Annotated in this window: 20 protein-coding genes; 1 reads left to right on the top strand and 19 read right to left on the bottom strand. The window is 69.6% G+C overall.

Annotated features, from left to right (window positions below; translation table 11 throughout):
• Positions 1-80 precede the first annotated feature (80 nt).
• From pyrF to CA951_RS05905, 10 genes are all read right to left on the bottom strand, one after another.
• A complete protein-coding gene (pyrF, locus tag CA951_RS05950) occupies positions 81-890 on the bottom strand; it encodes an orotidine-5'-phosphate decarboxylase (RefSeq protein ID WP_087556006.1) in 810 nt (269 codons plus the stop codon).
• A gap of 29 nt (positions 891-919) precedes the next feature.
• Positions 920-4,288 (bottom strand): carbamoyl-phosphate synthase large subunit, encoded by a 3,369-nt coding sequence (gene carB / locus CA951_RS05945; RefSeq protein ID WP_087555943.1) that lies wholly within the window; start codon positions 4,286-4,288, stop codon positions 920-922.
• The gene (gene carA / locus CA951_RS05940) at positions 4,288-5,448 is read right to left on the bottom strand and encodes a glutamine-hydrolyzing carbamoyl-phosphate synthase small subunit (RefSeq protein WP_087555942.1); all 1,161 of its coding nucleotides are present in this window, start codon (positions 5,446-5,448) and stop codon (positions 4,288-4,290) included. Before carA ends, carB begins: the two co-directional genes overlap by 1 nt.
• The gene (locus CA951_RS05935) at positions 5,445-6,011 is read right to left on the bottom strand and encodes a transporter (protein ID WP_087555941.1); all 567 of its coding nucleotides are present in this window, start codon (positions 6,009-6,011) and stop codon (positions 5,445-5,447) included. Before CA951_RS05935 ends, carA begins: the two co-directional genes overlap by 4 nt.
• Positions 6,008-7,351 (bottom strand): dihydroorotase, encoded by a 1,344-nt coding sequence (locus CA951_RS05930; RefSeq protein WP_087555940.1) that lies wholly within the window; start codon positions 7,349-7,351, stop codon positions 6,008-6,010. The genes CA951_RS05935 and CA951_RS05930 overlap by 4 nt, the downstream gene beginning before the upstream one ends.
• Positions 7,348-8,292, bottom strand: coding sequence for an aspartate carbamoyltransferase catalytic subunit (locus CA951_RS05925; RefSeq protein WP_072942146.1), 945 nt, complete (start codon positions 8,290-8,292; stop codon positions 7,348-7,350). Before CA951_RS05925 ends, CA951_RS05930 begins: the two co-directional genes overlap by 4 nt.
• The gene (gene pyrR, locus CA951_RS05920; protein WP_087555939.1) at positions 8,293-8,922 is read right to left on the bottom strand and encodes a bifunctional pyr operon transcriptional regulator/uracil phosphoribosyltransferase PyrR; all 630 of its coding nucleotides are present in this window, start codon (positions 8,920-8,922) and stop codon (positions 8,293-8,295) included. It abuts the gene before it with no gap.
• 140 nt (positions 8,923-9,062) lie between these two features.
• Entirely contained in the window at positions 9,063-9,572 is a 510-nt protein-coding gene (gene nusB, locus CA951_RS05915; RefSeq protein WP_087555938.1) for a transcription antitermination factor NusB, read from the bottom strand.
• Positions 9,573-10,136, bottom strand: a complete 564-nt coding sequence (efp, locus tag CA951_RS05910) for an elongation factor P (protein ID WP_005241702.1) — start codon at positions 10,134-10,136, stop codon at positions 9,573-9,575.
• A gap of 34 nt (positions 10,137-10,170) precedes the next feature.
• Complete coding sequence (locus CA951_RS05905; RefSeq protein WP_087555937.1) at positions 10,171-11,274, bottom strand: aminopeptidase P family protein; 1,104 nt, start codon at positions 11,272-11,274, stop codon at positions 10,171-10,173.
• Positions 11,275-11,410: 136 nt separating this feature from the next.
• On the opposite strand from CA951_RS05905, the gene CA951_RS05900 reads away from it, so the two are divergent.
• Entirely contained in the window at positions 11,411-12,157 is a 747-nt protein-coding gene (locus CA951_RS05900) for a B-4DMT family transporter (protein ID WP_087555936.1), read from the top strand.
• 87 nt (positions 12,158-12,244) lie between these two features.
• Here the strand turns inward: CA951_RS05900 and aroB are convergent, their stop codons facing one another.
• The 9 genes from aroB to CA951_RS05855 form a co-directional block, all read right to left on the bottom strand.
• Positions 12,245-13,357: a 3-dehydroquinate synthase gene (aroB, locus tag CA951_RS05895; RefSeq protein ID WP_087556005.1), complete on the bottom strand. Its 1,113-nt coding sequence runs from the start codon at positions 13,355-13,357 to the stop codon at positions 12,245-12,247.
• Positions 13,358-13,422: 65 nt separating this feature from the next.
• Positions 13,423-13,929, bottom strand: coding sequence for a shikimate kinase (locus CA951_RS05890; RefSeq protein WP_087555935.1), 507 nt, complete (start codon positions 13,927-13,929; stop codon positions 13,423-13,425).
• Between the two features lie 38 nt (positions 13,930-13,967).
• Positions 13,968-15,155 (bottom strand): chorismate synthase, encoded by a 1,188-nt coding sequence (gene aroC / locus CA951_RS05885; RefSeq protein WP_087555934.1) that lies wholly within the window; start codon positions 15,153-15,155, stop codon positions 13,968-13,970.
• A gap of 75 nt (positions 15,156-15,230) precedes the next feature.
• Positions 15,231-15,833: an A24 family peptidase gene (locus tag CA951_RS05880; protein ID WP_087555933.1), complete on the bottom strand. Its 603-nt coding sequence runs from the start codon at positions 15,831-15,833 to the stop codon at positions 15,231-15,233.
• Positions 15,834-15,924: 91 nt separating this feature from the next.
• Positions 15,925-16,752: a shikimate dehydrogenase gene (locus CA951_RS05875; protein ID WP_087555932.1), complete on the bottom strand. Its 828-nt coding sequence runs from the start codon at positions 16,750-16,752 to the stop codon at positions 15,925-15,927.
• Positions 16,742-18,508 carry an endolytic transglycosylase MltG gene (gene mltG, locus CA951_RS05870; protein ID WP_087555931.1) on the bottom strand — a complete coding sequence of 589 codons (1,767 nt, stop codon included), beginning with the start codon at positions 18,506-18,508 and terminating at the stop codon, positions 16,742-16,744. The genes CA951_RS05875 and mltG overlap by 11 nt, the downstream gene beginning before the upstream one ends.
• Positions 18,505-19,041 (bottom strand): Holliday junction resolvase RuvX, encoded by a 537-nt coding sequence (gene ruvX / locus CA951_RS05865; protein ID WP_072942164.1) that lies wholly within the window; start codon positions 19,039-19,041, stop codon positions 18,505-18,507. Before ruvX ends, mltG begins: the two co-directional genes overlap by 4 nt.
• A 2-nt stretch (positions 19,042-19,043) precedes the next feature.
• Positions 19,044-21,716, bottom strand: coding sequence for an alanine--tRNA ligase (gene alaS / locus CA951_RS05860; protein WP_087555930.1), 2,673 nt, complete (start codon positions 21,714-21,716; stop codon positions 19,044-19,046).
• 78 nt (positions 21,717-21,794) lie between these two features.
• Positions 21,795-23,246, bottom strand: coding sequence for a replication-associated recombination protein A (locus tag CA951_RS05855; RefSeq protein ID WP_087555929.1), 1,452 nt, complete (start codon positions 23,244-23,246; stop codon positions 21,795-21,797).
• Positions 23,247-23,274 lie beyond the last annotated feature (28 nt).

Here is a 23,274-nt window from a genome sequence, read left to right as displayed (position 1 = left end):
CCAGCAGCGATAGCGACCGTACTCACGCCCGGCGCCGATTGCGAACCCACCCCCGGAGGTCAGAGCCGGATTCAGGTGGGCTATGACAGTGCGGACTCGATCTCGTCACGCACCTTCACGGCCGCCTCACGCAGTGCCGCGGCCGACGGTCCGGCCTGGAGAACACCACGAGACGTGTTCGGCAACAACAGTTTTCGCGAATCGGGGAAAATGTCGGCGAGATCACCGGGAGTCGCGCCCTGGGCGCCGAGACCGGGCGCGAGAATCGGCCCGGAAAAATTCGACAAATCCAGGCCGTGTCCGCGTGTCGCGCCCACCACCAGACCCACCAGACCCGGTTGTGCGTCGTTGTGCCGGACCGCCGCGTCCACCACGGACTGGGCCACGGACACCCCTGCGGCCGTCCCCGCCGCCTGCAGATCGCCGCCCTCGGGATTGGACGTCCGGGCCAGCACGAAGAGCCCGCGGCCCTGCTCCGCCGCCAGCGACAGCGCCGGATCCAGGGCACCGAATCCCAGGTACGGCGACACCGTCACGGCATCGGACGACAGAGTGGACTCCGCGCCCAGCCAGGACTGCGCGTACGCCGCCATCGTCGACCCGATGTCCCCGCGCTTGGCATCGGCGACGACGAGCGTCCCTGCCTCTCTGAGGACCGAAATGGTGCGTTCGAGCACCGCGTATCCGGCGGAGCCGTACGCTTCGAAGAACGCCACCTGAGGCTTCACGACGGCCACCTCACCGACGAATGCCTCCACGCAGATCTCTGCGAACGTCTCCAGCCCCTCGGCGGAGACGGGCAGGCCCCACGCCTCGAGCAGTCCCGGGTGCGGGTCGATGCCGACACACAACCGCCCCCGGTGCTCGACCGCCGACGTCAGCCGATGCAGCCAGGAGTGGTGGTGATGATGGTGTCCGCTCACGAGGAGACGGCCCCGGTCGCGGGGGCCACGACCACGGCCGGCGACCGCAGCCGCGCGTGCAACGCCTGGAGCGACTGGACGCCGATGTCGCCGCGGATCGCTGCCTCGATGCCCTGCACCGCGGCGGACGCGCCCTGAACGGTGGTGACGCACGGGATGTTCGTGGCGACGGCCGCGCTGCGGATCTCGTAGCCGTCGACACGCGGTCCGGAGTTGCCGTACGGGGTGTTGATCACCATGTCGACCTCACCGTCGCGGATCGTCTCGACGATGGTGCGCTCCCCCGCCTCCAGCTTCTCGCCGGAGTGCTTGTGCACCTCCTGGCAGGTGATCCCGTTGCGGCGGAGGACGGCCGCGGTGCCCTCGGTGGCCAGGATCCGGAAGCCCAGGTCGGCGAGCCGCTTGACCGGGAAGATCAGCGACCGCTTGTCCTTGTTGGCGACCGACACGAACACCGAGCCCGAGGTGGGCAGCGAACCGTACGCGGCCGTCTGGCTCTTCGCGAACGCGGTGCCGAAGTCGGCGTCGATGCCCATGACCTCGCCGGTCGACTTCATCTCCGGGCTCAGCAGGGTGTCGACCCCGGTGCCGTCGGCGCGGCGGAACCGGTTGAACGGCAGCACCGCCTCCTTGACGGCGACGGGCGCATCCGCCGGGGTCCAGCCGCCGTCGCCGGTGGCCGGGAGCACGCCGCTCGTGCGCAGGTTCGCGATGGACTCGCCGAGCATGACGCGGGCGCACGCCTTCGCGAGCTGCACGGCCGTCGCCTTCGACACGAACGGCACGGTGCGGCTGGCGCGGGGGTTGGCCTCGAGGACGTACAGGATGTCGTCCTTGAGGGCGTACTGGACGTTGAGCAGGCCCTTCACGCCGATGCCCTTGGCGAGCGCCTCCGTGGAGCGGCGGACATTCTCGAGGTCGGCGCGGCCGAGGGTGATCGGCGGCAGCGCACAGGCCGAGTCGCCCGAGTGGATACCGGCCTCCTCGATGTGCTCCATCACGCCGCCGAGGTACACCTCGGTGCCGTCGCACAGCGCGTCGACGTCGATCTCGATGGCGTCTTCCAGGAACCGGTCGACCAGCACCGGCCGGTCGTCGGAGATCTCGGTGGCGCGGGAGATGTAGCTTTCGAGGGACGCCTCGTCGTACACGATCTCCATGCCGCGGCCACCGAGGACGTACGACGGCCGCACCAGCACCGGGTACCCGATGCCGGCGGCGATGTCGCGGGCCCCGGCGAACGTGGTCGCGGTGCCGAACTTGGGAGCGGGCAGACCGGCGTCGACCAGCACCTTCCCGAACTCGCCGCGGTCCTCCGCGAGGTCGATCGCCTCGGGGCTGGTGCCGACGATCGGCACCCCCGCCGCCTTCAGCCGCTTCGCCAGACCCAGTGGGGTCTGACCGCCGAGCTGCACGATCACACCGGCGACGGTGCCCGAGATCGACTCCGCCCGGTACACCTCGAGCACGTCCTCGAACGTGAGCGGTTCGAAGTACAGCCGGTCGGCCGTGTCGTAGTCGGTGGAGACGGTCTCCGGGTTGCAGTTGACCATCACGGTCTCGTAGCCGGCCTCCGACAGCGTCAGGGCGGCGTGCACGCAGGAGTAGTCGAACTCGATGCCCTGACCGATGCGGTTCGGTCCGGAACCGAGGATCAGGACCTTCGGACGCTCGGTCTGCGGGGCCACCTCGGACTCGGCCGCCGGGTCCAGTTCGTACGTCGAGTAGTGGTACGGCGTCTTCGCCTCGAACTCTGCGGCGCAGGTGTCGACCGTCTTGTAGACGGGGTGGACGTCCCACTGCTCGCGCAGCGCACGGACCGCGTCCTCGCCACCGATCTCGGGGCGCAGGGCCGCGATCTGCCGGTCCGACAGGCCGTGGTGCTTGGCGCGCCGCAGGACCCGCTCGGTCACCTCGGGAGCCTCGCGCAGCGTGTCGCCGAGTTCGTGGATCTGCAGGATCTGGTCGAGGAACCACGGGTCGATCTTCGTGGCGTCGAACAGCTGCTCGACGGTGGCGCCGAGCGCGAACGCCTTCTCGATGCCGTACACGCGTCCGTCGCGGGGGATGCTCAGTTCCGCGAGGAGGCTGTCGAGGTCGGCGGCCTCCACGTCGGGACCCGTCCAGTACCCGGCCCGCTTGGTCTCGAGGGAGCGCAGCACCTTGCCGAACGCCTCGGTGAAGTTGCGGCCGATCGACATGGCCTCACCGACCGACTTCATCGTGGTGGTGAGGGTGTCATCCGCGCCGGGGAACTTCTCGAACGCGAACCGGGGCGCCTTGACCACGACGTAGTCGAGGGTCGGCTCGAAGCACGCCGGGGTTTCCTTGGTGATGTCGTTGACGATCTCGTCCAGCGTGTAACCGATGGCGAGCTTCGCGGCGATCTTCGCGATCGGGAAGCCCGTCGCCTTCGACGCGAGCGCGCTGGACCGGGACACGCGCGGGTTCATCTCGATGACGACGAGGCGCCCGTCGGCAGGGTCCATCGCGAACTGGATGTTGCAGCCGCCGGTGTCGACGCCGACCTCGCGGAGGATGTCGATGGAGAGATCGCGCATCGCCTGGTACTCACGGTCGGTGAGCGTCATGGCGGGGGCGACGGTGATCGAGTCACCGGTGTGCACACCGACCGGGTCGACGTTCTCGATCGAGCACACGATCACCACGTTGTCGCGGCCGTCGCGCATCAGCTCGAGCTCGTATTCCTTCCACCCGAGGATCGACTCCTCGATCAGCACGTTGGCGGTGGGGGACGCCGCGAGGCCGCCGCCGGCGATCCGGGTGAGGTCCTCGTCGTCGTAGGCCATGCCGGAGCCGAGGCCGCCCATCGTGAACGACGGCCGCACAACGACGGGGAAGCCCAGTTCTGCGACCGTGTCGCGGACCTCGTCCATCGTGTAGCAGACGCGGGAGCGCGCCGACTCGCCGCCGACCTTGGCGACGATGTCCTTGAACTTCTGCCGGTCCTCACCGCGCTGGATGGCGTCGAAGTCGGCGCCGATCAGCTCGACGTCGTACTTCTCGAGGATGCCCTGCTCGTGCAGCGCCACCGCGGTGTTCAGCGCCGTCTGGCCGCCGAGCGTCGCGAGGACGGCGTCGATCGGGTGACCCTTCTCGGCCTCGAGGGCGATGACCTTCTCGACGAATTCGGCGGTGATCGGCTCCACGTACGTCGCGTCCGCGAATTCGGGGTCGGTCATGATCGTGGCCGGGTTGGAGTTGACGAGGCTGACCCGCAGGCCCTCCTCGCGCAGCACCCGGCAGGCCTGGGTTCCGGAGTAGTCGAACTCACAGGCCTGGCCGATGACGATCGGCCCGGAGCCGATCACCAGGATGTGGGAGAGATCGGTACGGCGTGGCATTAGTTCTTGACTCCCTCGAGCAGGCTGGTGAAGCGGTCGAACAGGTACGCGGCGTCGTGCGGGCCCGCCGCGGCCTCGGGGTGGTACTGCACCGAGAAGGCGGATCCGTCGAGCAGGCGGACCCCCTCGACGGCACCGTCGTTGGCGCAGGTGTGACTGACGACGGCCTTGCCGAACGGGGTGTCGAACTCCTGTCCGGCCTCCCCCTCCAGCGCGAACCCGTGGTTCTGCGCGGTGATCGCGATGCGTCCCGTCTCGTGTTCGACGACCGGGATGTTGATGCCCCGGTGACCGAACTTCATCTTGTACGTGCCGAGACCGAGTGCGCGGCCGAGGATCTGGTTGCCGAAGCAGATGCCGAACAGGGGCAGGCCCTGCCCGATGACTTCCTTCGTCAGGTGCACGGCGCCGTCGGCGGTCGCCGGGTCGCCGGGGCCGTTGGAGAGGAAGACGCCGTCGGCCTTCAGGTCCAGGATCTGCGCGAGCGTGGCGTCGGACGGGAGCACGTGCACCCGGATGCCGCGCTCGGCGAACATGCGCGGGGTGTTGGTCTTGATGCCGAGGTCGATGGCCGCGACGGTGAAGCGCGCCTCTCCCCCGGTCGGCTCGACGACGTACCCGCTGGTGGTGCTGACCTCGCCGGCGAGGTCCGCGCCGAGCATCGACGGCTGGCCCTTCACCCGGTCGAGCAGCACGTCGGTGTCGGCGAGGGCGTCGCCGGAGAACACGCCTGCGCGCATGGAGCCGCGGGTGCGCAGGTGGCGGACCAGGGCCCGGGTGTCGATGCCGGCGATCCCGACGACGCCCTGCTTGACGAGTTCGTCCTGCAGGGATCCGGTGGCACGCCAGCTGGAGGTGCGGCGGGCGGGGTCGCGGACGACGTACCCGGCGACCCAGATCTTCGCCTCGGCGCTGCTGCCGGTGGGACCGACGGATTCGTCGTCCTCGTCGTTCCACCCGGTGTTGCCGATCTGCGGCGCGGTGGCCACGACGATCTGGCGGTGGTAGCTGGGGTCGGTGAGCGTCTCCTGGTAGCCGGTCATGCCGGTGCTGAAGACGGCCTCACCGAGCGTCTGGCCGACGGCCCCGAAAGTGGTGCCCCGGAATACCCGTCCGTCCTCGAGGACCAGTACTGCAGAGTCGGTGTCGTAGCCGCTCATGCGTTCTCTCCGTTCTGCTCGACCTCACCAGAGCTCGCCGCATTCGCTGAATCTTCACTGTCTGTCTTGCCGTCCGGTGTCCCTGCGCCCACCCAGGCCGGGTACACGGACTTGTCGTCGCTGCGGAAACCGGTGTCGATCTCGGTGCCGGTCGGCAACTCCCACCGGATCACCAGGACGCCGTCCTTGCTCATGACCTTGCCCGCCAGTCCGCGCTCGGTGCGCACGGCGCGGACCGCGTCCTGCGGGATCCAGATCGCCGACGCCCCGTCGCGTTCGAGCAGGATCCCGGTTTCGTACCGGGAGATCTCACCCGTCGCCCGGAAGCCGAGGTCGCCGACGGCGATCCGGTCCTGCCAGCTGGGGGCGAGGGTGCTGCCTACATACAGTCCGGTGGCCGGGGCGATCGTCTGCGCGCCGAGGTGCGCGGGCACGCCGGGCAGTTGCCCGACCCGGTCGGCCTGCCGCCGGGCGCGACCGCGCCAGCCGATGTACATGAGGAAGATGGCCAGCGCCCAGAACGCGACGAGGCCGACTACCCACAGAATTCTCTCCACCGTCATCCCCTGCCGTTTCGCACCCGGACGCGGGCCCGGCCGTCGCTCGCGGTGATCCGGCCGCGCAGGATCGTCGTGGTCACCCGTGCCGGGAGAGTCATCGACTCGTACGGCGTGTTGTGGGCGACGCTGGCGAGATCGGGGCCGTGGACGGTCCATTCGGCGTCCGGATCGATCAGCACGAGGTTGGCGGGCTCGCCGACCTCGAGCGGGCGACCCTGGTCGTCGAGTCCGACGATCTCGGCCGGACGCTCACTCATCACCCGGGCCACGCCGCGCCAGTCGAGCAGCCCGGTGCGGACCATCGTCTGCACGACGATCGACAGCGCGGTCTCGAGCCCCAGCATGCCGGGGCGGGCGGCCGCGAACTCGCAGCACTTGTCCTGCTCGGCGTGCGGCGCGTGGTCGGTCGCGACACAGTCGATGGTGCCCTCGGCCAGTCCGGCCCGGAGCGCGGCGACGTCGCTCGTCTCCCGCAGCGGCGGGTTCACCTTGTTGACGGCGTCGTACGTCTCGAGCCGGGAGTCGTCGAGCAGCAGGTGGTGCGGGGTGACCTCGGCGGTAATCGAAATGCCTTGTCCGCGTGCCCACTTCATCAGTTCGACGGTGCCCGCGGTGGAGGCGTGGCAGATGTGCACCCGCGCCCCGGCGTCGCGGGCGAGCAGTGCGTCGCGGGCGACGATCGACTCCTCGGCGGCGCGCGGCCAGCCGGCGAGCCCGAGCCGGGCGGCGGTGGGTCCTTCGTGCGCGATCGCCCCGACGGTCAGTCGCGGCTCCTCCGCGTGCTGCGCGATGAGCACGCCCAGCGAGCTCGAGTACTCGAGGGCCCGGCGCATGATCAGCGGGTCGTAGACGCAGTGGCCGTCGTCCGAGAACATGCGCACCCGGCCCGTCCCCGACGCCATCGTAGCCATCTCGGCGAGTTGCTTGCCCTCGAGCCCGACGGTGACGGCGCCGACGGGGTGCACGTCGACGAGCCCGACCTCCTGGCCGCGGCGCCACACGTGGTCGGTGACGACCACCGAGTCGGCGACCGGGCTGGTGTTGGCCATCGCGAACACCGCGGTGTACCCGCCGAGCGCGGCGGCGGCGGAACCGGAATCGATGGTCTCGGTGTCCTCGCGGCCGGGTTCCCGCAGGTGGGTGTGCAGGTCGACGAAACCGGGGAGCAGGATCTGCCCCGCCGCGTCGATCACCTCGGCGTCGGGCGCGGCGTCCGTGCCCGCGTCCGCACCGATCGCGGCGATGACGCCGTCACCGAGCAGAACGTCAGTGGGCTCGCCCTCGCCGTACAGCAACACGTTCTTGATGAGCACTGTCTCTCCTGTCACTGCACTGTCACTCATCCCGCAACTTCCTCCGCTCCGACCAGCAGCCGGAACAGCACCGCCATCCGCATGTGCACACCGTTGGTGACCTGCTGCAGCACGGCGGTTCTCGACGAATCGGCCACCGCCGAGGCGATTTCCATGCCGCGCAGCATCGGACCGGGGTGCAGCACCACCGCGTGCTCGGGAAGCAGCGCCAGCCGCTTCTCCGACAGGCCGTAATTGATCGAGTACTCCCGCTGGGACGGGAAGAACCCGCCGTTCATCCGTTCCGCCTGCACGCGCAGCATGAGGACGGCGTCGAGACCGGGCAGCTCCGCGTCGAGGGAATGCGCCACCGACACCGGCCACGACGACACCCCGACCGGGAGCAGCGTGGGGGGCGCGACGAGGACGACCTCGGCGCCGAGCATCGACAGCAGCAGCGCGTTCGACCGCGCGACCCGGCTGTGCAGGATGTCGCCGACGATGGCGATGCGTTTGCCCTCGATGTCGCCGAGGCGCTGACGCAGCGTGAGCGCGTCGAGCAGCGCCTGGGTGGGGTGTTCGTGCGTGCCGTCACCGGCGTTGATGACCGCGGGTCCGCCGTCGTCCTGACGTCCGGTCCAGCTCGCGATCTGGTGAGCCGCACCCGACGCGGGGTGCCGCACGATCAGGGCGTCGGCGCCTGCCGCGCGCAGCGTCATCGCGGTGTCCCGGAGGGACTCGCCCTTCGACACCGACGAACTGGACGCGCTGACGTTGATGACGTCCGCGCTCATCCACTTCCCGGCGACCTCGAACGACACCCGGGTGCGGGTCGAGTTCTCGAAGAACACGGTCATCACGGTCCGGCCGCGCAGCGTCGGGAGCTTGCGCACCTCGCGCCCGAGGAGGGCCTGTTCGAAGCGTTCGGCCTCGTCGAGAAGTTCGACTGCCGATTCCCGTGTCAGGTCCGCGATCGACAACAGGTGCTTCACTTAGCTCTTCCCCCCGGAGATCATGACCGCGTCGCGGCCGTCGTGTTCGCTCAGGAGCACCTTGACGTCCTCGGTGCGGGCGGTGGGCACGTTCTTGCCCACGTAGTCGGCGCGCAGCGGCAACTCGCGGTGGCCGCGGTCGACGAGGACGGCCAGCTGGACGGCGCGGGGCCGCCCGAGGTCGCGGAGGGCGTCGAGCGCGGAGCGGACGGTGCGGCCGGAGAACAGCACGTCGTCGACGAGGACGACCAGGGTGTTGTCGACGCCACCCTCGGGAACCGAGGTGCGTTCGAGGGGGCGGTGCGGTTTGGTGCGCAGATCGTCGCGGTACAGGGTGATGTCGAGGGAGCCGACCGGTGGGCGCACCCCGGAGAATTCTTCGATCTTCCCGGCGAGCCGCGCGGCGAGCGTCGTGCCCCGGGTCGGGATGCCGATCAGAACGACACGCGGCGCTTCACCGTCGGCGGCGTCGATCGCGGTCTTCTCGATGATCTGGTGCGCGATTCGCGCGATGGTCCGTCCCACATCGGCCGCGGACAGCAGCTCCCGTGCGGGCTCGACGGACGGGGACTCTTCTGGTGTTGAATCCGCCGGTTCCCCGGCGGGGCGAGACCCTTCGGGCACGCGCATACAACGACCTCCTTCTCCGCCTCACTGGACGGATCGTTAAAGGATGCCTGACGCGGACAGCTTATCAGCGCGTCGACTGCGCCAGGCCCGGACCCCTGACCTGCGGACCCGCCGACGCGGGCCCGCAGCGGGACACGAACTTACGAGCGCGCGTCGTTCGACTCGCCGCCGGCGGTCTCGGCACGCCGCGACGTCGCGGCCGCAGCCGACCGCACCTGCGGGGCCACCAGCACGACCTGACCGAGAATGCCGTTGACGAAACCCGGCGACTCGTCGGTGGAGAGCTGCTTGGCCAGCTCCACCGCCTCGTCCACGGCCACGACCGGAGGCACGTCGGTGGCGTGGAACAGCTCCCACACGGCGATGCGCAGGATGGCGCGGTCGACGGCGGGAAGCCGCTCGAGCGTCCAGTCCTGCAGGTGGGACGAGATCACCTCGTCGAGGCGGTCCAGGTTCTCCGCGACACCCGTCACCACGGTGACGGTGTACGGGGCGACCGGTGCCACCGAATCGTCCTTGCCGGACAATTCGGCGCGCTCGGTCGCGAGATCGACCGGATCGAGATCTCGCGCCTCGGCCTCGAAGAGGAAATCGACGGCGCGTTTGCGGGCCTTGTGCCGCGCGCCGAGTTTCTTATGCGTACCGGACACTCAGGAATTCACACGCCCGAGGTAGTTGCCGTCGCGGGAGTCGACCTTCAGCTTGTCACCGGTGTTGATGAACAGCGGAACGTTGATCTCGGCGCCGGTCTCGAGGGTGGCGGGCTTGGTGCCGCCGGTGGAGCGGTCGCCCTGCAGGCCGGGATCGGTGTGCTGGACCACCAGTTCGACGGTGACGGGAAGTTCCACGAACAGCGGAACGTCCTCGTGCGTCGCGACCTGCACGGCCATGTTCTCGAGCATGAAGCGGGCGCCGTCGCCGACGGTGGCCTCGCTGATCGAGATCTGGTCGTAGGTGTCGCCGTCCATGAAGATGTAGTCGGTGCCGTCGTGGTACAGGTACGTCATGTCACGGCGGTCGACCGTGGCCGTGTCCACCTTGACGCCGGCGTTGAACGTCTTGTCGACGACCTTGCCCGAGAGCACGTTCTTCAACTTGGTGCGCACGAACGCGGGACCCTTGCCGGGCTTCACGTGCTGGAACTCGGTAATCGTCCACAGCTGGCCTTCGATCTGCAGGACCAGGCCGTTCTTGAAATCACTGGTGGAAGCCACTTGCTTCGCGTCTCCTCGATAAGGTCGAAACCGTCTACACGACAGTCAGGTCTTTGGTGGTGAGTGTGAGCAGTTCCGGTCCCTGCTCACGAACCACGAGCGTGTCCTCGATCCGCACGCCTCCGCGCCCGGAGAAGTACACGCCCGGCTCGACGGTCACCGCCGCACCGTCCAGAAGTGTACCGGTGCCCAGCTTGCCGATTCCCGGAGCTTCGTGGATCTCCAGGCCGACGCCGTGTCCGAGGCCGTGCAGGAACAGCTCCCCGTAGCCGGCGTCCTCGATGACCCGGCGGGCGGCGGCATCGACCGCGGACACCTCGGCTCCCGGGCGCAGCGCGTCCCGCCCGGCCTCCTGCGACCGCGCGACCAGCGCATATACGTCGCGTTGCCAGTCTGCGGCCTGCTCGAGGACGTACGTTCTGGTCATGTCCGAGTGGTAACCGCCGACCTCCGCCCCGAAGTCCAGCTTCACGAAGTCGCCACTGCCGAGCACCGCCTCGGTCGGGCGGTGGTGCGGGATCGCCGAGTGGGCACCCGCCGCGACGATGGTCTCGAACGAGATGCCGTCGGCGCCGTGCGCGAGCATCAGCGCCTCCAGTTCCCGGCCCACCTCCTTCTCGGTGCGTCCGGGGCGGAGACCACCACGCTCGATCAGCTCGGCGAGCGCGGAGTCGGCGGCCGCACACGCCGCGCGCAGCAGTCCGACCTCGAAGTCGTCTTTCACCATCCGCAGTTCCTCGACGAGCCCTGGAACGGGGTCGAGCCGCGCGTCCGGCGCGAGCACCGACCAGGCCGCGAACTCGTCCACCGTGACGACGTGACTTTCGAACGCCAGCGACGACGGGCTCCGCCGCCCCACCGATTCGATCAGGTGGGCGGCGCTGGCGCGGGCGATCTCGGCGCGCAGATCGGGAACCTGTTCTCCGACCTGTGTGAGGTAGCGGCCGTCGGTGCAGATGACGGTGCGCTCCTCGGCGCCCACGGCGTCCGACGCGTGCACGAGCAGCGCGGCATTGGAGCCGGTGAACCCGGTGAGATATCGGATATTCACCAGATTCGTCACCAGAAGTGCGTCGAGATCCCGGGCGGCGAGGGCCGCGCGCAGCGCCGCGCGCCGCGAACCATGATCAGCAGGCATGTCGTCAAACGTACCGGCAATCCGCCGCCGGGAGGGCGCGGATCGACGGCACCCGCCCGCAGGCGAGAACAGGTTTCAGACCGCCGCCGTGTGGGTTAGGCCACACGGACGAAAACCCGCTCGTTACGCTGTGCCCATGAATGCGTGGGTGGTACGCGGCCTCGGCATGGCCCTGATACATGTTTTCGTTCGTGTGATCCTCGGTGTGTCGATCACACAGTGGCCGCTTCAGGGTTCCGCTCTGAGATGGCTCGCACTGCTGATCGTGGTGTTCGTGGCACTGATCTGGGCCGGCATCGACGGCATCCGGGACCGTCGCCGGAACCCCGATCCGGAGGACGGCGCCGACCTGACGATGCTGTGGCTGAAGGCGGCCCTGCTCGGCGGAGTCGTCGCGGGGGTGGGGAGCTGGCTGGCGAACCTGGTGCCGAACCTCAACGTCACCCAGAACTCGTTCTTCTTCGAGATCACGTCGGGGGCCGCGTTCACGGTCCTGCTGATCTTCGTCCCCGCGATGCTCGCCGTGTTCCTCGGCCGGTTCTTCGTCGGCCGGGAGTCCAGGAAGACGGTGAAGGACCGCGGCGAACGCCGGCCGGCGGCGCACGGTGCCGGAGCGGCCGCAGGAGCCGCAGCGGGGGGAACCGCAGCCGCAGCCGTGGCCGACGACGACGGGTACGGCCAGAACTACCCGGGCCAGGCGTACGAGCAGACCCCGGACACCGGGTACGCCGGTTCCGACGCCGACACGGCCGTATTCGAACCGGTGCACAACTACCGCGAGGACACATCCGACCTCGATCAGCCGCAGGGCGGGGACACCACCTGGCAGGACCCGGTCGATCTCGGGAAGCGGACCACGGACGACCAGCGGCGCGGCGAGTAGCGGCTCGGCTTTCCCCACCCGACACACGACGCGGCGGTGTGAGCGCGCTCGCTCACACCGCCGCGTCCTTGCTTTCTTCGGCCTACGTCACAGGAGGACGGCACCGCCGGCGCCCGGCGTCGCCTCGCGGGCCACCGCGGAGTACGCGGCGACGAGCAGAGACGGGTCCGGGCCCTCGAGCCGTCCGGGCTTCGCGAGCCCGTCGAGCACGACGAACCGCAGCACGCCGGCCCGGTTCTTCTTGTCCGTCTGCATTCCCTCGACCAGCTGGCCGAACGCGTCCGCGTCGTACGTGGTGGGAAGCCCCACCAGTTCCAGGATGGTGCGGTGCCGGTCGGCCGTCGCATCGTCCAGGCGTCCCGCCAGCCGCCCCAGTTCGGCCGCGAAGACGAGCCCGACGGCGACCGCCGCACCGTGACGCCAGCGGTAGCGCTCCCGCCGCTCGATCGCGTGCCCGAGCGTGTGCCCGTAGTTGAGGATCTCCCGCAGATCCGACTCCCGCAGGTCGGCGGCCACGACCTTGGCCTTGACCTCCACGGACCGCCGGATCAGTTCGGGCAGAACGGTTCCCGTCGGGTCCAGCGCGGCCTCGGGATCCTTCTCGATGAGCTCCAGGATGACGGGGTCGGCGATGAACCCGGTCTTCACGACCTCCGCCATGCCCGCGACGATCTCGTTGCGGGGCACCGTCTCGAGCGTCGCCAGGTCGATCAGCACCGCCGACGGCTCGTGGAACGATCCCACCAGGTTCTTGCCGGCCTCGGTGTTGATGCCGGTCTTGCCGCCGACCGCCGCATCCACCATCGCGAGCAATGTCGTGGGCACATGGATCACGCGGACCCCGCGCATCCACGTCGCCGCGACGAACCCGGCGAGGTCGGTCGCCGCGCCGCCGCCCAGACTGACGACGGCGTCGCTGCGGGTCAGGCCGATCCGGCCGAGGACCTCCCAGCAGAACCCGGCGACGGCCAGATCCTTGCCGTCTTCCGCGTCCGGAATCTCGATGCGGTGCGCATCGATCCCCTTCTCGGCGAGCGCCGCGCGCACCGCCTCCGCCGTCTCCGCCAGCGGCGGCTGGTGGAAGATCGCCACCGTCCTCGTGCCGGTGAGTTCGTCCACCAGCTCGCCGAGCAATCCGCGCCCGATGATGACCGGGTAGGGGTTCGCCGTCTGCACCTGTACGCGTACCGGTTCGGTCACTGTCTGCTGCTCCGCTCCGTCTTGTCCGATGTTCTCGGACGTCTTTGGTTCCGCTGGGTCGCCGATCACTCGGTGAGTTTCGCCACCAGCTGCTGCACCACCCGGGCGGGACTCCGCCCGTCCGTGCGTATCCGGATGGACGCCACCTCCCGGTACAGCGGTCGGCGCTTGCGCATCAACTCGGTGTACACCTGGCGCGGGTCGCCACCGGACAGGAGGGGGCGCGCGGTGTTGGTTCCCGTGCGCTTGAGCCCCTCGGCCACGCTGATCTCGAGGTAGATCACGGTGTGGCCCTTCAACAATTCCCGGGTGCGCTCGGAGAGGATGGACCCGCCGCCGAGCGACACGATCCCCTCGTGGCTCTCGATGGCCTTCCGGACGATCTCTTCCTCGAGGGCCCGGAAGGCGGGTTCGCCCTCCTGGACGAAGATCTCGGCGATCGTCCGCCCCGCCTCTTCCTCGACGGCCACGTCGGTGTCGAACAACGACAGGTCGAGCGCCTGCGCGAGGCGCCGCCCGATCGTGGACTTACCTGCTCCCGGCGGACCGACGAGCACGGCTTTCGGTGCCATCACCCGTCACCGCCCCGGCGCGACGGCAGACGGGCTGGTCATCGCGCGAGCCGGGCTGCGACACCCGATGCGTAACGCTCGTAGTTGGCGGCCGTCTCGGCGACCGAGTCGCCACCGAACTTCTCGAGCGCGGCCTGGGCGACGACCAACGCCACCATCGCCTCGGCGACGACACCGGCAGCGGGCACCGCGCACACGTCGGACCGCTGGTGAATGGCCACGGCTTCCTCACCGGTCGACATGTCGACGGTGGCCAGGGCGCGCGGGACCGTGGAGATCGGCTTCATCGCCGCGCGCACGCGGAGCGCCTCGCCGTTGGTCATGCCGCCCTCGAGACCGCCGGCGCGGTTGGTCGAGCGCAGAATTCCGTCCGGGCCGGGCCGCATCTCGTCGTGCGCCTGGCTGCCGCGCCGGCGCGCGGTCTCGAAACCGTCGCCGACCTCGACGCCCTTGATGGCCTGGATTCCCATCAGGGCGGACGCCAGACGGGCGTCGAGGCGGTCCGCGCCGCTGATGAACGATCCGAGACCCACCGGGAGACCGTGGATGACGACTTCGACGACACCGCCGAGGGTGTCGCCGTCACGCTTGGCGGCCTCGATCTCGGCGATCATCGATTCCTCGGCGGCCTTGTCGAACGCGCGGACCGGGCTGGCGTCGATCGCCGCGAGGTCGGAGGCGGTGGGTTCGGGCCCGACGTACGGATCGGACGCGCCGATCGAGATCACGTGTGACAGCACCTCCACGCCGAACACCTGGCGCAGGAAACTCCGGGCGAACGTCGCGGCCGCGACCCGGGCCGCCGTCTCACGCGCACTCGCGCGTTCGAGAACGGGGCGGGCGTCGTCGAACCCGTACTTGAGCATGCCCGAGTAGTCGGCGTGACCGGGGCGCGGACGGGTGAGCGGCGCGTTCCGTGCCTGGTCGGCGAGCAGGTCGGCGTCCACCGGGTCCGCGGACATGATGGTTTCCCACTTGGGCCACTCCGTGTTGCCCACCTCGACGGCGATCGGGCCGCCGAGTGTCCGGCCGTGTCGGACACCACCGACGATGGTGACCTTGTCGGCCTCGAACTTCATCCGCGCACCGCGGCCGTAGCCGAGGCGGCGTCGCGCGAGTTGGGTCGAAATGTCCTCGGACGTCACTTCGACGCCCGCGACCATCCCCTCGAGCATCGCGACGAGGGCGGGACCATGGGATTCTCCGGCAGTTATCCAGCGCAGCACGCCAATATCTTTCCATGACGCCGCGTCCGGCAGTGACGGTGGTCCTCTCGGGGCGTGCGCAGGGTGCGGACTCGGTCAGGTGACGTGCCCGGCGAACAGCGCCACCAGCGTCGCGGCGCACATGGCGGGGCCGTGCGGGAGCGGCGGCGGCGAGCGCCGGACGGCGAGGACGACGCAGCCCGCGAGTGCGGTCAGTGCCGGTGCGAGCGCGGCAGCGAACACCCAGGCCTCTCCCCCGGCCAGCCCGGCGGCCGCGCCGACCCCGAGCGCGAGTTTCACGTCGCCCGCACCGATCGCTCCGGGTGCCCCGAGATACAGGGAGAGATAGGCCGCCGCCAGCAGGAGACCGCCGATCACGGCGGCGGACGCCGCGCCGGTCGCGACACCGAAGGCGACGATCACCAGGAACCCAGGCAGCGTCAGCAGGTTCGGCAGCCTCCGCGCACACAGGTCGGTCGCGGCGAGACTCGTACACCACCACCAGAACGCCAGCGCACCCGGCAGTATCCACACCGGGTTGCGGCCGGAGTCGGCCCAGACCGTGACGGCCACGCCGACTGCGCACACCGCCTCGCACCAGCCCGGCCACACCGGGCCCACATACCGGCCTGCGGTGACGCGCGCACACCGTCCCGCACCCGCACCGGCCACCACACTCGTCACGATCAGCCACCACATGCCGACCAGCGTGCGGGACCGGACACCCGGACCCCGCGCCGCGACCTGCGCGAACGATCGCCCTGTGGATGGCGGCCGGACCTGTGGACAACTAGCCCAGAGCGGCCGCCATCGCCTCGCGCGGCGCCGGGCGGCCGGTAAACTGCTCGACTTGCCCGAACGCCTGGTGCAGCAGCATCGACAGACCACCGACGACCGTTCCCCCGGCCGCCTCGACCGCGGCCGCCAGTGGGGTCGGCCACGGGTCGTAGATCGCGTCGAGCACGAACGGGGCCCGGCCGAGAATGTCCGCGTAGTCGGTGATCGCAGCGGACGGAACGGTGCTGACGAGTGCGGCGGCCGCGGCGCACCGGGCACCGAGTTCGGGGCTGTCGAAGCCCAGCAACCGGACGTCGAGCCCCACCGATTCCGCGCATCCCAGCGCACCCGCCGCGCGACCCGCGTCGCGGGCCACGACGGTCACGGATTTCACGCCCAGGTCGGCGAGGGCGACGAGCGCGGGCCTGGCCGTTCCCCCGGCGCCGACGACGACCGCCTCGGCGCCCGCGATGGCACCGATGCCGCCCGCGGTGAGCGCGCCGCTGACCCCGTCCACGTCGGTGCAGTCGGCACGCCACCCGCCCTCGATGCGGACCAGGGTGTTCGCGGAGCCGATCGCGACGGCCCGGTCGGTGCGCTCGGACGCGAATTCGAGCGCGGCGATCTTGCCCGGCATCGTGACGGACAGACCGACCCATTCCGGGCCGAGCCCGGACACCAGCCCGGGGAGTCGCTCCCCGTCGCACTCGATGCGGTCGTACGTCCACCCGGTGAGACCGAGCGCCCGGTACGCCGCGAGGTGCAGTTGCGGTGATCGCGAATGCGCGATCGGACTGCCCAGCACCGCGGCTTTCCGTGCAGTCACCAACTCATCGTCCACTGTTGAGAATCCCGTTGTTCAGAGCCTGGTCGATGTTGGCCAGGTGTTCGTCGTAGCTCTTCGTGAAGAGTGTGGTGCCCTTCGCATCGACCGTCACGAAGTAGATCCAGTCGCCGGGCGCCGGTTGTTCGACCGCCTGGAGCGCCCCGATGCTCGGCGACGAGATCGGCGTGGCAGGCAGGCCGGGGCTGGCGTACGTGTTCCAGGGTGTCACCTGCGCGCGGTCGGCGTCGGTGGTGGCCAGTTCGGTGGTGTCCAGCGCGTAGTTGACGGTGGAGTCGAACTGCAGCGCCTGGTTGACGGCGAGCCGGTTGAGGATGACGCGGGCGACCTTCGAGAAGTCGTCGGGCATCGCCTCACGTTCCACCAGCGACGCCGCGACCAGCATCTTGTACGGCGTGAGACCGACCTGGTTGCCCGCGGTGAGGATCCCGGTCTTCTCGTAGCTCGCGGAACTCTCGGACACCAGTCGCTGCAGAATGGCGGCCGGACCGGCGGTCGGATCGAAATCCCAACTGCCCGCAGCGATCAGGCCCTCGAGCTGGCGGTCCCGGTCCGGAACACCCGCGACCGAGTCCTTCGCCCAGTCGGGCACGCCGAGCGCGGTCAGGTCGCCCGCACCGGCGGCGTTGAGGTCGTCGTAGCTGATGCACTTCTGCTGACCGGCGTCACCCAGGCAGCTGGCCTCGGAGATCAGCGTGTAGATCCCCTTCTTCTTGGCGCCGGTCTGCACGTCGGTCGTGTCGTGGAGTTGCCTGCCCTCGGAGATGATCATCTGACCGACACGGGAGGCGGGGTCGACCAGTTCCTGCACGGCGTCGTCCGCCGGAATCTGGGTGGAAAGGCTGTAGAAACCGGGTTGCACCGAGTTCATGGCATTGCTCTGGACCGCGGCGTTGAAGAACGCCGATCCGCTGGCGACGACGTCGCGGTCCGCCAGGGTGGTGGCGATCTCCTCCGCGGTGTCGCCCGGATGGACCTGCACGACCACTTCGGGACCACCGGGTCCGGCGTAGTCCGCGGGAGCGTCGGACCCACCGAAGAACAACTTGCCGCCGACGAACACGACACCGACCAGCACGATCAGGACCGTCGCAGCGGCGAGGACGCCGAACACCTTGCCCCGGCGTGCGCGTCCCCTGGCCTGTTTGCGCCTGCGAGCCTGCGTGCGGGCAGCGGCGCGGGTGGGCGGGATCTCCTCGGGAATCGCCGAGGGCGGGATCTCCTCGGGAATCGCCGAGATGATCTGCGTCTCGGCCTCCGCGAACGCGACGTCCGCTTGCGGACGGTCGTAGCCGTCCTCGGGGTAGGCCTGGGCGTCGTCCGAATCGTCGACGTAGTCGTCCACATGCGGATGGTCGTCGGCCGCCGGCTCCCGGTACGCGCGGGCGTCGCCGTAGGAGCGGGGACCGTATCCGTCCTCGTACACGGACTCGGTGTCGTAGGGCTGCTCGTAGCGCGGTTCGTACCGCGGCTCCGCGTAATCGCGGTGCGGTTCGTGGCGCTGCGGTTCCTCGAGGTGCGGTTCCTCGTAGTGCGGTTCCTCGACGTGCCGTTCGTCGTAATCCCGCTCGTCGAAGTGCGGTTCGTCGTACACCACGGCGTGGCGGCCGGTGGTGACGAGGTCGTCGTCGGGGGTCGGCGTGTAGCCGACCTCGTCGTCGTCCTCTTCGAGGTAGCGGTGCCGTCGGGGTTCGCGGGGGATGTACTCGAAGTCGGGTCGCTCACCTGCGGGGCGGCGGCGGTGATTGCTCACTGGCCTGCCTCCGGTAGCTGCACGTCCCCACCTGAATCCCCTGCATTCACCGACCTGCTCCGCTCGTCCAACCATCCCTGCAAGATCGCCACCGCCGCAGCCTGGTCGATCACAGGACGCTGGCCCCTCGCACTGACACCGCTCTCGCGAAGCGCCCGTGCGGCAGTGACGGTCGTCAGACGTTCGTCCGCCATCCGCACCGGTATCGGGTCGACCTTCCTTCGCAATCGCTTCGCGAACACAGTAGCGATCGAGGCGGCTTTTCCCCGTTCACCCCGCAGGGTCTGCGGCAGACCGACGATAACCTCCACGGCCTCGTATTCCTCGACAATGTCGGCAATGCGCCGGATGTCCGGCGCGTCGGGCCCGCGTTCCTTGGACCGGGGCACCGTCTCCACGGGGGTGGCGAGGATCCCGTCGGGGTCGCTCGACGCGACACCGATGCGGACACTGCCGACATCGATGCCGATACGCCGACCACGCCCAGGGTCGTCGACTCCCGGTCGATCCGGACCCTGTTCCGCGTGATCCACCGCTACCGGCTCCCCACCTTGTCTGCGACTTGCGCCCGGACCGCGTCGAGGGCGGCCGCAATTCCGCTGGCGTCCGAGCCGGAACCCTGCGCCATGTCGGCCTTTCCGCCGCCGCGGCCGCCGATCTTCGGACCGAATTCCTTCACGAGGTCGCCGGCCGACAGGCCGAGTTCCTGGGCGGCCTTGCTCACGGCGACCACGAACGGCACCTTGCCGTCGACGTCACCGAGCAGTACGACCACGGCGGGCTGGGTGCCGAACCGGCCGCGGATGTCCGTGACGAGTCCGCGCAGGTCGTTTCCGCCGACACCGGCCGGGGCGGAATCCGCGACCAGCAGCACCGGCCCGACCCTCTGGGCCTTGTCGACGAAGGTGCCCGCCGACGCGAGAACCGCTTGCGCGCGGGACTGTTCGAGTTCCTTCTCCGCCACCCGAAGTCGCTCCACCAGCGCCTCGACGCGGGCGGGCACCTCTTCCGAGGGCACCTTCAGCGACGACGACAGCCCGGCGAGCAGCGCCCGTTCCTTGGCCAGGTAGCGGTACGAGTCGAGCCCGACGTAGGCCTCGACGCGGCGCACGCCGGAGCCGACGGACTGCTCACCGAGCAGGGTGACGTTGCCGATCTGCGAGGAGCTGCCCACGTGGGTTCCACCACACAGCTCCATCGAGAACGGTCCGCCGATCTCGACGACCCGCACCTCGTCGCCGTAGTTCTCGCCGAACAACGCCATCGCGCCCATCGACTTCGCCTTGTCGAGGTCGGTGACGAACGTGTTCACGGAGTAGTCGGCGGCCACCGCTTCGTTCGCGACGACCTCGATGTCCTCCTTCTGCGCTTCCGTCAGCGCGCCCTGCCAGGAGAAGTCGAAACGCAGGTAGCCCGGCTTGTTCAGCGAGCCCGCCTGAACGGCGTTGGGGCCGAGCACCTGTCGCAGCGCGGCGTGCACCATGTGCGTGCCGGAGTGCCCCTGGGTGGCGCCCTTGCGCCACGCGGCGTCGACCTGCGCGAGCACGACGTCGCCCTCGGTGATCTGCCCCTCCTGCACGGTGACCTTGTGGACCCACAGCTTCTTGGCGATCTTCTGGACGTCGTTGACCTTCACCCGCAGCCCCGGACCGGTGAGGGTGCCGAGGTCGGCGATCTGGCCACCCGCCTCCGCGTACAGGGGGCTGCGGTCGAGGATGACCTCGACATCCTGGCCCACCGTCGCGACGGGGACGCGCTGCCCCTGCGAGATCAGGGCGAGAACGTGTGCCTCGGAGACCAATTCGTGAAATCCGGTGAACTCGGTGGGTCCGCGGTCGAGGAGTTCCTTGTAGACGGTCAGGTCGGCGTGCGCGTGCTTGCGGGCCTGGGCGTCGTCCTTCGCGCGCTGCCGCTGTTCGGCCATCAGCGTGCGGAAGCCTTCCTCGTCGACGGTCAGACCGGCCTCGGCCGCCATCTCCAGGGTCAGGTCGATCGGGAAGCCGTACGTGTCGTGCAGCGCGAACGCCTGTTCGCCGCCGATCGTCGACTTCCCGGACGCCTTCACCGATTCGGCGGCGCCTTCGAACAGCTTGGAACCGGATGTGAGGGTCTTGAGGAACGCGGTCTCCTCCCCCACGGCGACCGTCTCGATGCGGCCGAAGTCGGTGGCGAGGACGGGGTAGGACGGCGCCATCGTGTCGCGGACGACGGTGATGAACTCCCGCATGCTGGGCTTGTCTGCGCCGAGCAGCTTCGCGGAGCGGACGATGCGCCGCAGCAGGCGGCGCAGAACGTAGCCGCGGCCGTCGTTGCCGGGGTTCACGCCGTCGGCGATGAGCATCGCGGCGGTGCGCGCGTGGTCGGCGATCACCCGGAACCGCACGTCGTCGTCGTGGTCGACGCCGTACTTGCGGCCCGACAGTTCCTCGGCCTTCGCGATGACCGGGCGCACGAGATCCGTCTCGTACACGTTGTCGACGCCCTGGAGCAGGAAGGCGACGCGCTCGACGCCCATGCCGGTGTCGATGTTCTGCTTCGGCAGCGGTCCGAGGATTTCGAAGTTGTCCTTGCTGACGCCGAGACCGCGCTCGTTCTGCATGAACACGAGATTCCAGATCTCGATGTAGCGGTCCTCGTCGGCCTCCGGGCCGCCTTCCCGACCGAATTCGGGGCCGCGGTCGAAGTAGATCTCCGAGCACGGGCCGCAGGGGCCGGGGATGCCCATGGACCAGTAGTTGTCGGCCATGCCGCGGCGCTGGATCCGCGTCTCGGGGACGCCGACCTCGTCGCGCCAGATGTCGCGCGCCTCGTCGTCGTCGAGGTAGACCGTCACCCAGATCCGCTCGGGATCGAACCCGTAGCCGCCGTCGTCGACACCGGAGGTCAGCAGCGACCACGCGTGCTTGATCGCGTCGCGCTTGAAGTAGTCGCCGAAGGAGAAGTTGCCGGCCATCTGGAAGAACGTGTTGTGCCGTGTGGTGATGCCCACATTCTCGATGTCGAGGGTGCGCACGCACTTCTGGACACTGGTCGCCCTCGGGTACGGCGGAGTCTGCTGGCCGAGGAAGAACGGCACGAACTGCACCATTCCGGCGTTGACGAACAGCAGGTTCGGATCGTCGAGAATCAGCGAGGCGCTGGGTACCTCGGTGTGGGCCGCCTTGACGAAATGGTCGAGGAAGCGCCGGCGAATCTCGTGGGTCTGCACGTCAGTGATCCTTATTGTCTGTCTCGAGGGCAACTACGGTCGCCGGGTGGCTGGGCACACCCGGCGGTTCGGCAACATTCAGCTTAACCGGCCACCCTGACGGTTCGTGCCGCGGACGATGGCGCGCAGTTTGTCCACTCGCCCCGCGATGTCACGCTCGCCGCCGTGGGTGGTGGGCTGGTAGTAGTCGACGCCGACGAGCTCGTCGGGCGGATACTGCTGCGCCAGTACCCCGTCCGGGTGGTCGTGGGGATATCGGTAGCCGACGGCGTTGCCGAGCTTCGCCGCCCCCGCGTAGTGGCCGTCGCGCAGGTGCGGGGGGACGAGCCCGGCGTTTCCCGCCGCGACGTCCGCCATCGCGGCGCCGAGCGCGGCGATGACGGCCCCCGACTTCGGGGCTGTCGCGAGGTGGATGGTGGCCTGGGCGAGGGCGAGGCGGGCCTCCGGCATCCCGATCAGCTGCACCGCCTGCGCGGCGGCCGTCGCGGTCTGCAGCGCGGTCGGGTCGGCCATCCCGATGTCCTCGCTGGCGTGGACGACCAGCCGCCGCGCGATGAAGCGGGGATCCTCGCCCGCGGTCAGCATCCGCGCCAGATAGTGCAGGGCGGCGTCGACGTCCGAACCGCGGATCGATTTGATGAAGGCACTGATCACGTCGTAGTGCTGGTCGCCGTCGCGGTCGTAGCGGACGGCGGCCTTGTCGACGCTCGCCTCCACCGTCGCGAGGTCCAGCAGCACGGGACGGTCCGCGTCACCGGCCTGGTCGAGCGCCGCGCCCGCCGCCGCCTCGAGCGCGGTGAGCGCGCGCCGGGCGTCGCCGGCCGCGAGGCGGACCAGGTGGTCCATCGCGTCGCCGGCGATCTCGATGTCCCCGCCGAGACCCCGTTCGTCGGTGCGCGCCCGCTCGAGGAGGTTCTCGATGTCGTCCGCCGTCAGCGACTGCAGTTGCAGGACCAGTGAGCGGGACAGCAGCGGGGACACCACGGAGAACGACGGATTCTCCGTGGTGGCGGCCACGAGCAGCACGATCCGGTTCTCCACCGCCGCCAGCAGTGCGTCCTGCTGGGTCTTGGAGAAGCGGTGCACCTCGTCGATGAACAGCACCGTCTGCTCGCCCGCGAGGAGTCGACGGCGGGCGAGTTCGATGACGCCACGCACTTCTTTCACGCCGGCGGACAGCGCGGACAGTGCCTCGAAGCGGCGGCCGGTGGCACCGGAGATCAGCGACGCCAGCGTGGTCTTGCCGGTGCCGGGCGGACCGTACAGCAGCACGGACGCCGCCCCCGACCCCTCCACGAGGCGCCGCAGCGGCGCACCGGGGCCGAGGAGATGCTGCTGCCCGACCACCTCGCCGAGTGTGCGGGGACGCATGCGCACGGCCAGCGGTGCGCGGTGGTCGACCGGCACCGGACCGGGAACCGGGCGCGGAGCCGCCGCCTCGTCGGGCTGCACCGCCTCGTCCGACTGCACCGTCTCGAACAGGCCCACCGACTCGTCCTCGCCGACATCCGAACCGAAAAGATCGCTCACAAGTTCGACGCTACTGGAACGCGCACCG

Origin of the sequence: Rhodococcus sp. NCIMB 12038 (assembly GCF_002165735.1) — a bacterium.
Taxonomy (GTDB): Bacteria; Actinomycetota; Actinomycetes; order Mycobacteriales; family Mycobacteriaceae; genus Rhodococcus_F.
Note: the sequence above shows the minus strand (reverse complement) of the source record. Positions and strands in the feature narration are given on the sequence as shown.